Origin of the sequence: Aeromonas sp. ZOR0002, from assembly GCF_963866995.1 — a bacterium.
In the GTDB taxonomy this organism is placed as follows: domain Bacteria; phylum Pseudomonadota; class Gammaproteobacteria; order Enterobacterales; family Aeromonadaceae; genus Aeromonas; species Aeromonas caviae.
This window is the reverse complement of sequence record NZ_CAWMFQ010000326.1, coordinates 2144-14615: the sequence shown is the minus strand read 5'-3', so window position 1 is coordinate 14615 and position 12472 is coordinate 2144. Positions and strand designations below refer to the sequence as shown.

The window sequence follows — 12472 nt, the reverse complement described above, 5'->3', positions numbered from 1 at the left end:
CAGGGCCCGCAGCATGGCCAGCACCCCGTGGCGATGCCAGACCGCGCGGTATCCCATGAACTCCTGCACCGCGCTCTCCCAGGCCCGCTCGTCAGAGGCCAGCGCGTCCAGGGCCCTGGCATCGAGATCGAACAGGCCGGTGGCGAGCGCCGCCCGCAGGCTTCGCTCATCGCTCGGGTTCTGGCAGGCGTGCAGGATCAGCAGGATCTCCCGCGCCTCCACCTGGGCCAGCACGCTCTCGCGGTTCGACAGATAGACGGAGGCGATGGCAAGGCGCGCCAGCTCCTGCTGCACCAGCTTGCCCTCGGCGCCGGTGCGCACCAGCACGGCGATATCCCCGGCCCTGACCGGCTCGCTGCCGAGCATCGCCTTGCCCTCCCGGGCCCGCGTGAGCAGGCGATGGATCTCCGCCGCCGTGGCGCGGGCCATCCTGCTCTGGTACTCCCCCTTGTTGAAGGTGGGCTGACCGGTGAGCTGCCAGCAGTGCAGCACGGGGGCGGTCTGCCCCTCGATCAGCAGTGCCCGGCTCTTGCCCTGCGCCTCCACCGGCAGGAAGGGGATGTCCGCCTCGTAGATGAAGGGATCCTTCGCCCGCTCGAACAGGCCGTTGACCGCCGCCACCAGGGCGCGGCTTGAGCGCCAGTTGCGCCCGAGGGTGTAGTGGGCGCTCACATTTCGCCGCGCCTGGATGTAGGTAAAGATGTCGGCGCCACGAAAGCCGTAGATGGCCTGCTTGGGGTCGCCGATCATCAGGAGCGCCGTGTCCTGGTGACCGCCGTAAAGGCGATGGAAGATGCGGTACTGCTGGGGGTCGGTATCCTGGAATTCATCGATCATGGCGACCCGGTAGGTGGCGCGGATGCGCTCGCACAGCCGCTCCCCCAGGCCCGAGCCGAGCGCCCCGTCGAGATCCCGCAGCAGATCGTCGAAGGAGAGCTGATGGGCCTGGCGCTTGCTCTCCTGCATTCGGCTGCGCACCACCCTGGCCGCCCGCTGCAAGACGAGATCCCGGATGCCGGGTCGGCTCGCCAGCAGGGCGTCTATCTCGCCAAAGAGCGGCAGGGTGGGCACCGCTCCCCCCTTCTTGAGGTTCTCCTCCAGCGCCTGCTGGCCGAAGCGCTCCAGCTCCTTGGGCAGGACGTAGCCGCTGGTCTCGTCCTGCGCCCAGTTGCCAATCTTGGCAAGCCAGCCCTCATAGTTCTTGCCGGTGTAACGGCTGATCTGCCCCTCGGTCTGGCGGCGGATCTCGTCCGTCTGCGCCAGCCACCCGGCTTTCACCGCCCCGATGCGGGCCATGGCGACGCTGTGCCGCGCCGCCAGGGTCTCGTCCCCCGCCACCGGGCGGATCTCCAGCTCGTCGTTGTCGAGCCAGCTCCCCATCTCCCGCAGCAGGGCGGCGGGGCTCGGCCAGAGCCTTCGCACCGCCCGGGCCAGGGGCTGATCCACCGGATAGAACTCGGCGCGCCAGTAGTCACTCACCGCCTGCAGCCGGAGCCGGCTGTCGTCGGTCAAAAATTCGGTTTCAAAGAGGGCGCCCGACTCGAAGGCGTTCTGCCTGAGCATCCGCTGGCAGAAGCCGTGGATGGTGAAAACCGCGGCCTCGTCCATCTGCCGCTCGGCGGCCAGCAGGCGACGAGCCGCCAGATCGTGATCCTCCACCTCCTTGAGCAGCCCAGCTAACAATGGGTCTTTGTCTTCATCGACGACCTTGCCGCGCATAAAGGCGAGGCGCGCCTCGTGGATGCGGGCGCGGATCCGCCCCCTCAGTTCGGCGGTGGCCGCCTCGGTAAAGGTCACCACCAGGATCTCGGTCACCGACAGGGGCCGCTCGTGGGCACAGGGCTGACCGGCGTCTCCCCCCTCCTCGCCTGTTTGTTCGATAACCGGGCCGTGGCCCAGCAAGAGGCGCAGATAGAGGCCCGCGATGGTATAGGTCTTGCCGGTCCCGGCGGAGGCTTCGATCAGCCGCTCGCCATAGAGGGGAAAACGCAGGGGATTGAGCGGGTTAGCCATTATTGCAACTCCTCCAGCGCCTGATGGAGCGGGGTCAGGTGTTCACGGGCCAGCCCCTGCAACTGGGCCAGCACCTCGTCATCGAGTTCCGGGAAGCAGCGGGCGACATAGACGTCCTGCCCCTCTCCCGTCACCATGTAGCCGCCGTTGAAGCGGGCAAGTGCCGCCTTGTCGGCCTCCTCCGGCTTTGCCGGATCCTTCTCGATCGCCCTGAGCCACTCCCAGGCGGTGCTCGGGAAGAAGGGCAGCGGCCGCTTCATCCCCTGGGTCCAGAGGGCCACCAGGGCCGCCAACCTGGGCCGCGCCTCGTCCGCCGCAAGCCTCGGCAGCCGCAGACTCTGTTTGGCATCGAACAGCAGGGTGTCGCCGGGGGCGCTGCTCAATGAGAGGCAAAGGTGCTGGATCCAGGCCAGCAGCAGATCCTTGCCGTTGAAGCTGCCGGGTTTGACCACCAGCGCTCGTCCCTTCTGGGTGTCTATCCAGCCCTGAAGCTGCCCCTGGGCCAGGGCGATGTCGATCTCCACCGCCTGTTTGTCCCCCGTCCAGGGGCGCAGCCGCGCCGCCAGCTTGCCCATCTCGCCGTCGATCTCCTCCAGCAGCAGGCTGCCGAACCACCCTTGCGGCAACAGGCCGGAGAGTTGCAGCCGGTAACGACGGGCCTCGCTCTCCCCTTCGGTCAGATGGGCATCCAGCAGCAGCGCCTTGAGCTGATAGTGCTGCAGGCCGTCCAGCTCGAAGGGCTCGCTGTCTTCGATGGTCGCCTCCTCCAGCTCGAACCACACCTTGAGGCGGCGGTTGAGGAAGTACCTGGCGGGCTGGCGATAGAAGCGCAGCAGCTCCGCCAGCTCCAGCCCCTGCTCCCTGCCCCACTCCGCAGGCAGGGGCAGATCGCCGCTCTGGAAGTTGGCGGCCCCCCGCTCGGGGCTCAGGGCCGGCAGCCAGTCGGCGGCATAGGTGAAGAGACCGGAGCCGGGCTCGGGGTAAAAGTAGGCCGGGCTGTAGGGGGTGAGGGGGTGCGCCACGATCAGGTGTTCGAGCAGCCGCCGGCCCGAGGTGTCATCGTCGAGATCTTCATCCCCCGCCAGCACGAAGCCCTGGCGCACGTAGTCGATGAGCTCCGCCAGCAGCACGGAGGGTACCTTCTCGCTGTTGTCCTGGGCGCTGAACCCCTGATAGCTGATGTAGAGCCCCTGCTGGGCACTGAGGAGCGCCTCGAGGAAGAGGTAGCGGTCGTCATCCCGGCGGGATCGGTCCCCTCGCCGCGAGGCCACCGCCATCAGATCGAAGCCCATGGGGGGCAGGGTGCGCGGGTAGACGCCGTCGTTCATGCCGAGCAGGCAGACCTGGCGGAAGGGAATGGAACGCATCGGCATCAGGGTGCAAAAGTTGACCTGACCGGCGAGGAAGCGCTGGCTGGAGCGGGACTCCCCCAGCACGCTGCCGAGGTAGTCCTGCAACAGGTCGGCACTGATGGCCTGCTCGAAGCGGGCCTCGCCGAGCTGAGCCTGCCAGTCGGTGAGCTGGCTGCGAATGAGCTGGAGCTGGCGCTCTTCATCCTCGTCGGCGAGATAGAAGCGCTCCAGCAGCGCCAGCAGGCAGGCGTGCCACTCAGCCAGCGGCTGCGCCTGTTGCAGCTTGGGCAGAAACTCCGCCAGGGAGTCGACGAACCAGGCTAGCTTGCCGAGGATCAGCCCCTGCTGCCCCTCGATGTCCGCATAAGGCAGGATCCCCGCCACCGGCTCCCCGTCCCCCATGGCAAAGCCCAGCAGCATGCGCCGCAGGCCGAACAGCCAACTGTTGCCGGACAGACGCGGCAGCGCGAAGCGCTCGGGATAGTCGTCATCCAGCCCCCAGCGGATGCCGGTCTCCTGCACCCAGCGCCGCAGCACGTTGAACTCGTCGTCGTCCAGCTCGAAGCGGCGCAGCACGGCGGGCACCTCCAGGATGGCGAGCAGCTCCCCCGCCCCGAAGCGGGCGTTCGGCAGCCTGAGCAGGGCGAGGAAACTTTGCAGCAGCGGGCTCTCCTGGCTCGCCGCCCGATCGGAGATCGCAAAGGGGATCTGGCCGCGGGCCCCGCCCCGCCCCTTGCCGCCCTCCTTGCCAAAGACGGCCTGGATGTAGGGGCCGTAGCTGTTGACGTCCGGCATCATCACCACCACGTCTTTGGGGGTGAGGGTTGGATCCTGCTCGAACAGGGCCAGCAGCCGGTCATGCAGCACCTCGAGCTCCCGCATGGGGCCGTGGCAGGCGTGGATCTGCAAAGTGCCGTCATCCAGGCTGACAGGGCTCTTGTGGTGGCTGGCATCGAGACTGAACTCGCCGGCCCCCCGTTCCGCCAGCTCCAGCACGTCTTTCTGGATGGCCCGCAGCAAGGTGACCTTGCCCTCATCGTCGCGATCCTCGATGTCGACGAAGGCCTCGATCTGCGGCACCTCCAGCTCCATCAGCTGGTGCAGGTAGTCGCGCCCCAGCTTGCCCATGGAGGCGAGCAAGGGGTTGGCGGGGCCCTGCAGGGTCTCGAGATCCGTGCCGGGCTTGAGCTTGTTTTCGAGGCGCGCCAGGGTCTTGCGATCGAGCAAATCCCCCCAGTAGTAGCGGCAGGGGTTGGTCACAAACAGGTGCACCTCCACCTCGGGGCGGCTGCCGAGGGCCAGCAGGGCCTCCACATAGCGGGGCGGCAGGGCCGAGATGCCAAACACGAAGACCCGTTGCGGCAGCCTGCCCGGCAGATCCCGGGTGCGCTCCAGCTCGTGGATGAAGGCCTCGTAGAGGTTGGCGCGGTGGTAGCCGCTGGGGCTGAGGGCCAGGGTGCGGGCCACCAGCTCGCGCCAGAGCTCGGGCTGCCAATCCTGACCGCTCACTCCGGCCAGCTCCTGGCTCAATCCTTCCCCCTCTTCCCAGCGGGCGATCCAGTCCGGCCGGTAGACCAGATACTGGTCGAACAGATCCGCCACCTTCTGGCAGAGCTGCCAGAGCCGCACCTGCTCCGGCGCCTCCCCGTCACTGCCCCCCAGATAGGCCGCGAGGGGCGCAAAGGCGGGTCTGCCGAGCAGGGTGGGCAGAATGGTCATCAGGTGCCAGCTCATGGCTCCCTTGTTGTAGGGGCTCTGGCGCGGCACGTCCGCCAGCACCCGGGTGAACATCTCCCAGATGAAACTCGCGGGCAGGGGAAAGTCGATGTTGGCGGCGATGCCGAACGCCTTGGCCAGCTCCAGCTTGAGCCACTGGGCCATGCCGGGACTCTGCACCAGGATCTGCTCCCGATCGAAGGGGTGGGAGAGCGGAGCCTGCCGGATGCGGCTCACCAGCAGCTCTTTGAGCAGATCCAGCTGATTGGAGTGGTAGAGGGTAAACATGGACGACTCCCGCCAATTTCATGAAGAGGGGGTGCGCGGGGGGACACTCTCTGGCATTCCCGTCACGGCACGCGAATCGGGATTGTCGGGGATCGGGGGATAAGATGCAAAAGGCACTTGTGGCCTCCGGACTGCGCGCCGTCACACAGATGACATCCCCGGGAAGCAGGCACAAAAAAGCCGGTGCAGGGCACCGGCCAAAAGGCGTTGGAAAACTTGAAACGTCAGGGTATTACCAGTGCTTGCCGAGGCGGGCATCCAGGCTGAAAGCCCCTGCACCGGCCGCCGCCAGGGCCAGGAAACCACCGGCCACGGAGACGTTCTTCATGAACATCAGCATCTGCATCTGCTCGGCAGGCTGATAGTGGAAGATGAAGGCGGCCATCAGAGTGAAACCGGCCAGCAACACGGAGAGGCTGCGGGTAAACAGGCCCAGCATGATGGCAAGACCACCACCCAGCTCCAGCAGGATCACCAGGGGCAGCATGAACCCGGGCACGCCCATGGCTTCCATGTAACCCTGGGTACCGGCGTAACCGCCGATCTTGCCCCAACCAGCCATCACGAACATCAGCGCCAGCAGTACACGACCCACCAGCAGTGCCACATCTTTCATCTTGTCCATCGTCATATTCCTTTGCTTACCATCATGGTATTTACAGTGTAAAAGCTAATTGTTAACTCATTCATTTCGCCAAGATTTTTCTATCAAGGCAGGTCAAACAGCAGGGCTTCACTCCCCCTGGAGGCGGTGAGCACCCAGCTCGACTCGTCGCGGCTGAGCAGCCCGTCGCCGGGTCGGGCAGCCAGACCGTTGCCGGTCAGCTCCCCTGAAATCATGTGCAGGTAACCATGACGCCCTTGCAGTGCCCACTCCAGGGTCTCCCCTTCTGCGAGCTGCAGACGCCACACTCTGGCCTGCTGGCGGATCCTGAAGGATCCCGCCTCGCCGTCCGGTGACGCCACCAGCGTCATCCCGGGCTTGTTTTCAATCTTCTTCTGCTGATAACCCGGGGTCGTGCCGTGTTCATTCGGCTCGATCCAGATTTGCAGCAGGGAGAGCGGCTCGGTCTGCGAGGGGTTGTACTCGCTGTGCCGGATGCCGGACCCTGCGCTCATCAGCTGGAAATCCCCCGCCGGGATCTGCTCGGCGTGGCCGAGGCTGTCCTTGTGCTCTATGGTGCCTTGCAGCACGCAGGTGAGGATCTCCATGTTGGCGTGAGGGTGGGTCGCGAAACCGCCACCCGGCGCCACCAGATCCTGATTGATGACCCGCAGGGCAGAGTGTCCCATCCATTCCGGGTCATAGTAGTGACCGAAGGAGAAGCTGTGACGGGCATCCAGCCAGCCAAAGTTGGCCTTGCCCCGTGCTTCTGCGGCTCTCAATTTCATCATGGTGTGCTCCTCACTGACCAAGTTGGTTCATTAACGCTGGCGACCGTCACCCAGACCGAAGGGGATGCGGTAGCTGCTGCTTTCGTTGCCCAGGCTCACCGTCAGGTTGCCCTGGGTACGGCTCGGGATGGCGACCTGCTGGGTGCCCATCAGGTTGGCGTGGACAGAAGCCAGCAGATCACCGGACTCGTCGCGCACCTCCAGCATGGGGTTGGCCTTGCCGTCCATCGCGGCGGTGGCGCTCCAGTTGACGAACAGCACGCCCGGGGCGGCATTGAAGTCAGCGGGAACGGAAGCCTGGGCGGCACCTGCGGTCATCAGGCCTGCAACGGCCAGCATCTTGATTACGTTTTTCATGTTCATTCACTCTCTTGGGTTTTATGTCATTGCCAAGGCCCCTTGGGCCCGAATCAATGCATCCATGCAAGAGATCATTCAAATACTATGTTGTTCTTTTGCTGACATCAGACATCGTGTTTGGGGATGTCTCAGCCCGGAACTACCTTTTATTTGGCTGCCAGGCGTTCCTGCCTAAGCGTTGATTGAATATTAAAGTGACTTCCCCTAAGTTGTTAGCGAGATAATCTGGTAAACACATTCAAAAAAATTGAAGGTTGGATATGGCCAAGGAATCGAACAAGGAGCGGGCGCTGACCCTGGAGGCGATCCGGGTGCTGGACGCCATCGACCGTCGTGGCAGCTTCGCGGCGGCGGCCGACGAGCTGGGCAAGGTGCCTTCGGCGCTGAGCTACACGGTACAAAAGCTGGAAGACGAGCTGGACGCCATGCTGTTCGACCGCAGCGGCCACAGGACCAAGTTCACCCCGGCGGGCCGCATGCTGCTGGAGCGGGGCCGGGTGCTGCTGGAGGCGGCCGAGCACCTGGTGGGGGAGACCCGGGCCCTCTCCCGTGGCTGGGAGACCGACATCACCATCGCCGTCGATGCCTTGATGCCGGTACAGGCTCTCTACCCCCTGGTGGATCGGCTGGCCGAACAGACCGATACCCGGCTGAGGTTTCGCGCCGAGGTGCTGGCGGGCAGTTGGGAGTGCCTGGAAGATGGCCGCGCCGACCTGCTCATCTTCTCCCTCAATGCCGATATCGCCATGTCCGGCATCAAGCACCAGGTGCTCAGGGAGGAGGTGATGCTCTACGTCGCCCACCCCGATCACCCCCTGCATCAGGAACCCGAGCCCCTGGCGGACGAGACCCTGCGCCGCTATCGCGCCATCGCGGTGGCCGACACGGCACTGCGCAAGCCGGTGCTCACCTACCGCCTGCTCGACAAGCAGCCGCGCCTGACCGTCAGCACCATGGGGGAGAAGCGGGACGCCCTGCTGGCGGGGCTCGGCATCGGCACCATGCCGCAACGCTGGATTGAAGAGGACATCAAGGCGGGCAGACTCAAGGTGATCAGTCCCGAATATCGCCACCAGATCCAGGTCGTGCTGGCCTGGCGGCGAGACACCATGGGCAAGGCCAAGAGCTGGCTGGTGCGGGAGATCCCCAAGCTGTTTGCCGGTCAGGGGGAATAAAGGACTGCCTTCCGGGGTCGGTGGCGCAGGAAGTACCAAAACTGCGCCCCATTCTTGACGACGGGCTCAGATTCGGAGAAAAGAAAAAAAGCGGACCTCTTGCGAGTTCCGCTCAATGCCAGGAAAGAATAAAACCTTACGGTTAAAAAAACCCTTAAATTGGAAGCAAACAATCGTTTTCTCAACCAGGAAGGTATTGAATCCGATTCGTGTTGAATTATGTGCGATGTAATATGCATCACCAGCAAAATGTTGAAAGGTTGAAGGATATGCACCACCGAGTGTCACTTTCTGCCACCTTGCACCACAACTGGTCAGGCCATTTCCGCCATTATCACCGGGTTACCCTCCTCTGGTTTTTCTAGGTGTCAAAATTTGAGCCCGATACAGACAAACCACTCAATTTCTGACACGACTAAAAATGCAGATAAAGGAATAGTTGCATGACCTACAGCCAGACACTGGCCAATCACATCCTCGACACCCTGAAGAAAACCCTGACCGACAAGGGGATCCGCTATCAGACCCTGGCAGAAGCCATGGGGGTTTCCATCGCCACCGTGAAGCGCATGATGAACAAGCCCTCCCTGCCGTTCGACACCCTGCTGGAGATCTGCCATCTGGTGGGACTCTCCTTCGAAGAGCTGCTGGACCGGACCCAGGATGCCCAGAGCCGCCGGGCCGTCTTTACCCAGGAGCAGGATGAGGCGTTTCACAAGGAGCCGGGGCTTTATGCCTTCCTCGCCAACATCTTCTGGCGCGACAAGACCCTCATCGATCTCAAGCGGGAGTACGGCCTGACCGATGCCTCCTGCTACCTCTATCTGCGCAAGCTGGAGAAACTCGGCATCCTGCAGCTTGGCATCGACAACAGCTACCACTTCCTCATCAGCGAGCGCATCAGCTTCGAGCAGCACAGCCGCTTCGCCCGCCAGCAGGCGCGCCAGGCCATGTCGGTGCTGGGGGACTATCTGGTGGAGAACATGCACAGGCCCAACAACTACATGGCCCTGTGCCAGCTCCATCTGGGGGAGAGCGAGGCCATGGCGCTGATCGATCGCATGAAGGAGTACTGGCATCAGGAGCTCAAGCTCAACCGCCCCGCCATCGGCCAGCGGGAGGGCAGCAAGACCTACACCATGTCGCTGCAACTGGCGGACTGCGGCTACCAGAGCTTCGACGATCTGATCCCCAACATCGACAACTGATCCCGGTGGATCCTGCGGGATCCGCCATGTCAGCGCCAGAACGCCGCTACTCTGCCAGTTGCACCTGCCGCGCGCCGGTGGCGAGCGGTTGCAGTGCCCGGGTATCCAGGCAGATGCGGATGGCGTCCGGTCGCCAGTGCTCGATGTCGCAATCCACCAGCTTCCCTTCCTCGTCATGATTGACCCGCACCAAGCGCAGCACGGCGCTCCCCTGGGCCAGGTTGAGGGCGCGGGCTATCTCTCCCCGGGCCGCCGAGGGGGTGATCTCGAGGCTCGCCCAGCCCTGGCCTATGCCATAGCGCTGCCGGTAAAGCTCGGTGAGGGAGCTGGCCAGAGGAGCGCTGGCGATGCCGGGGAAGCGGCTCGCCAGCAGGTGATGGCTGACGTGGAGCACGGGGCGACCGTCGATCAGCCGCTGGCGGCGGATCTCGTAGAGCGGCGTAAAGGGTTCCAGACCCATCCAGCGGCACAACTCGCTGCTGGCAAGCTGGTTGCCATGGGCCAGCACCCGGGTCTCGGCGGTGCGCTGCTGCTCGCCAATCCACTGGTGAAAGTGGGTGTGGATGGCGGGATCGTAGGTGAGGCGAGGCGGCGCCACGAACCAGCCGCGCCGCTCGGCCCGGTAGATGAGGCCGTCCGCCTCGAGGCTGGAGAGTGCCTCCTTGATGGTGATGCGGGTGGTGGCGAATCGCTCGCTCAGGGCCCGTTCGGCGGGCAGCTGCTGCCCCGCCGCCAGGTGTCCGCTGCCGATATAGCGGCGCAGGGTCCGGCAAATCTGTTCGCACTTGGAGGGTGTGCGGCCATCGGCCATCCCCTGTTCACTCAATCGCTCTGTCACTGTCACATCCCTGTCGGTCATTCGGATTTGCACACCACTGGAGTAGACCAGAGGTTGTCGACCCCGAGTTGTAACCGCCCCTGATGACAGCGCCATGACAGGGCGATTGTCACGAAACTGCCATCAAAGCGCCCCGCCACCGTCATATTTCCCCTCTAGCATCCCTCTCGAACCTTAACTGACCTAGTCCAGAGGGATGGGATGATGAAAAGCGTGATCGCAAGTGCACTGGCCCTGGTGGCCATCAGTCAACCGCTGTTTGCCGCCGAGAACATCGCGGATCTCGAAAAAGCCGCCCGCGGTGAGGGCCAGCTCCAGAGCGTCGGCATGCCGGACAGCTGGGCCAACTGGAAGGATACCTGGCAGCAGCTCGGCAGCATCTACGGCATCAAGCATCAGGATACCGACATGAGCTCCGCCCAGGAGATCGCCAAGTTCGCCGCCGAGAAGGCCAACGCCACCGCCGACATCGGCGACGTGGGCGGCGCCTTCGGCCCGGTGGCGGTCAAGCAGGGGGTCACCCAGCCCTACAAGCCCTCCACCTGGGCCGACATTCCCAACTGGGCCAAGGATGCGGACGGCCACTGGATGCTGGCCTATACCGGCACCATCGCCTTCCTGATCAACAAGGATCTGGTCAAGGCCGCCCCCACCAGCTGGCAATCCCTGCTGGGTGGCGACTACAAGGTGACCCTGGGTGACGTGGGCGTCGCCTCCCAGGCCAACAACGGCGTGCTGGCGGCGGCCTATGCCACCGGCGGCAGCGAGAAGAATCTGAAACCCGCCCTGGATCTGTTCGGCAAGCTGGCCAAGCAGGGCCGTCTGTCGCTGAACGACCCGACCATCGCCAACATCGAGAAAGGCGAAGTGGAAGTGGGGGTGCTGTGGGACTTCAACGCCCTCAACTACCGCGACCAGATCGACCCCAAGAAGTTTGATGTGGTGATCCCGAGCGACGGCTCCGTCATAGCCGGCTACACCACCATCATCAACAAGTGGGCCAAGAACCCCAACGCCGCCAAGCTGGCGCGGGAATACATCCTCTCCGATGCAGGTCAAATCAACCTGGCCCGTGGCTACGCCCGCCCCATTCGCAGCAACGTGACCCTGCCGGATGACGTCAAGGCCAAGCTGCTGCCGGCCGAGCAGTACGCCAATGCCAAGCCGGTGCAGGATCACGCCGCCTGGGAGCAGAGCTCCAAGGCCCTGCCGCGCCAGTGGCAGGAAACCGTCATGATCAACATGCAGTAAGGAGCGGCCAGTGCAACACAAGGTGATAGTGGTACTTGTGGATGGCCTGGCAGCAGAGGTAGCCCATTGCATGGGCTACCTCTGTGGCATGGTGGAGGCAGAGCGCGGCCTGCATACGACCCTGAGTGCCGCCCTGCCCTCCCTCTCTCGCCCTCTCTACGAGTGCATCCTGACCGGCTTGCCGCCGGTGGCGAGCGGCATCACCCACAACGGGGTGAATCGCCTGAGCCAACACGACTCCATCTTCCATCTGGCCCGGGCCGCGGGCAAACGCACCGCAGCGGCGGCCTACCACTGGGTGAGCGAGCTCTACAACCAGAGCCCCTGGCTGGCGGCCCGCGATCGCTTCACTCACGATGAGCAACTGCCCATCCAGCACGGCTGCTTCTACTGGGATGACGGCTACCCCGACAGCCATCTGCTGATGGACGGCGAGTGGCTGCGCAGCCAGTACGACCCCGATTTTCTGCTGATCCACCCCATGGGAGTGGACGATGCGGGCCACCAGTTTGGCCTCGATTCCCGCCAGTACCGCAATCAGGCGCGCCGCATGGACAGCCTGCTGGCCGACCTGCTGCCCCAGTGGCTGGCAGAGGGGTATCAGGTGGTGATCACCTCGGATCACGGCATGAACAACGATCTCAGCCATGGCGGCACCCTGGCCGAGGAGCGCACTGTGCCGCTCTGGCTGTTTGGCGATGCCTTCGTCGAGCGCTGGCCGGATGGGGTGGCGATCGCCCAGACCCAGCTCTGCGCCCTGATGGCGGATCTGCTGGGAGTTCCCCACGACAAGCCGGCAGCCCCTCCGCTGCTCAAGGCGGCCTTTATGCGCGAGGTGCACTGATGATGCCTGCCACCACCGAGATCCTCGCGGAT

The 12472-nt window shown here is 64.2% G+C and carries 10 protein-coding genes; 4 read left to right on the top strand and 6 right to left on the bottom strand.

Going from position 1 to position 12472, the window contains the following annotated elements; translation table 11 throughout:
* The 5 genes from AACR77_RS17560 to AACR77_RS17540 all read right to left on the bottom strand — a co-directional run.
* Positions 1 to 2013 (bottom strand): UvrD-helicase domain-containing protein (locus AACR77_RS17560; protein WP_042883035.1); only part of this gene is annotated, 2013 nt, incomplete at its 3' end.
* A complete protein-coding gene (recC, locus tag AACR77_RS17555) occupies positions 2013 to 5369 on the bottom strand; it encodes an exodeoxyribonuclease V subunit gamma (RefSeq protein ID WP_042883033.1) in 3357 nt (1118 codons plus the stop codon). The genes recC and AACR77_RS17560, both read right to left, overlap by 1 nt.
* Positions 5370 to 5601: 232 nt before the next feature.
* The gene (locus AACR77_RS17550) at positions 5602 to 5994 is read right to left on the bottom strand and encodes a DoxX family protein (RefSeq protein WP_010675909.1); all 393 of its coding nucleotides are present in this window, start codon (positions 5992 to 5994) and stop codon (positions 5602 to 5604) included.
* 83 nt (positions 5995 to 6077) lie between these two features.
* Positions 6078 to 6764: a pirin family protein gene (locus tag AACR77_RS17545; RefSeq protein WP_042883039.1), complete on the bottom strand. Its 687-nt coding sequence runs from the start codon at positions 6762 to 6764 to the stop codon at positions 6078 to 6080.
* A 30-nt stretch (positions 6765 to 6794) separates the two neighbouring features.
* Entirely contained in the window at positions 6795 to 7127 is a 333-nt protein-coding gene (locus AACR77_RS17540) for a hypothetical protein (protein WP_042014344.1), read from the bottom strand.
* Positions 7128 to 7384: 257 nt separating this feature from the next.
* Between AACR77_RS17540 and AACR77_RS17535 the strand changes: the two genes are divergently transcribed.
* Complete coding sequence (locus tag AACR77_RS17535; protein ID WP_042883031.1) at positions 7385 to 8299, top strand: LysR family transcriptional regulator; 915 nt, start codon at positions 7385 to 7387, stop codon at positions 8297 to 8299.
* Between the two features lie 443 nt (positions 8300 to 8742).
* A complete protein-coding gene (locus tag AACR77_RS17530) occupies positions 8743 to 9507 on the top strand; it encodes a helix-turn-helix domain-containing protein (RefSeq protein ID WP_010675913.1) in 765 nt (254 codons plus the stop codon).
* A 46-nt stretch (positions 9508 to 9553) separates the two neighbouring features.
* On the opposite strand, the gene AACR77_RS17525 is transcribed toward AACR77_RS17530, so the two are convergent.
* Positions 9554 to 10366, bottom strand: a complete 813-nt coding sequence (locus tag AACR77_RS17525; RefSeq protein ID WP_039040129.1) for a UTRA domain-containing protein — start codon at positions 10364 to 10366, stop codon at positions 9554 to 9556.
* A gap of 183 nt (positions 10367 to 10549) precedes the next feature.
* Between AACR77_RS17525 and AACR77_RS17520 the strand changes: the two genes are divergently transcribed.
* Both AACR77_RS17520 and AACR77_RS17515 read left to right on the top strand, forming a co-directional pair.
* Positions 10550 to 11596 carry an ABC transporter substrate-binding protein gene (locus tag AACR77_RS17520; RefSeq protein WP_010675915.1) on the top strand — a complete coding sequence of 349 codons (1047 nt, stop codon included), beginning with the start codon at positions 10550 to 10552 and terminating at the stop codon, positions 11594 to 11596.
* A gap of 10 nt (positions 11597 to 11606) precedes the next feature.
* The gene (locus AACR77_RS17515) at positions 11607 to 12440 is read left to right on the top strand and encodes an alkaline phosphatase family protein (protein ID WP_042883029.1); all 834 of its coding nucleotides are present in this window, start codon (positions 11607 to 11609) and stop codon (positions 12438 to 12440) included.
* Positions 12441 to 12472 lie beyond the last annotated feature (32 nt).

Bases quoted from the DNA above. Each gene is read 5' to 3' on its own strand.
- recC (WP_042883033.1), bottom strand. From the start codon at position 5,369: ATGTTTACCCTCTACCACTCCAATCAGCTGGATCTGCTCAAAGAGCTG.
- AACR77_RS17525 (WP_039040129.1), bottom strand. From the start codon at position 10,366: ATGACCGACAGGGATGTGACAGTGACAGAGCGATTGAGTGAACAGGGG.
- AACR77_RS17550 (WP_010675909.1), bottom strand. From the start codon at position 5,994: ATGGACAAGATGAAAGATGTGGCACTGCTGGTGGGTCGTGTACTGCTG.
- AACR77_RS17520 (WP_010675915.1), top strand. From the start codon at position 10,550: ATGAAAAGCGTGATCGCAAGTGCACTGGCCCTGGTGGCCATCAGTCAA.
- AACR77_RS17530 (WP_010675913.1), top strand. From the start codon at position 8,743: ATGACCTACAGCCAGACACTGGCCAATCACATCCTCGACACCCTGAAG.
- AACR77_RS17535 (WP_042883031.1), top strand. From the start codon at position 7,385: ATGGCCAAGGAATCGAACAAGGAGCGGGCGCTGACCCTGGAGGCGATC.
- AACR77_RS17540 (WP_042014344.1), bottom strand. From the start codon at position 7,127: ATGAACATGAAAAACGTAATCAAGATGCTGGCCGTTGCAGGCCTGATG.
- AACR77_RS17545 (WP_042883039.1), bottom strand. From the start codon at position 6,764: ATGATGAAATTGAGAGCCGCAGAAGCACGGGGCAAGGCCAACTTTGGC.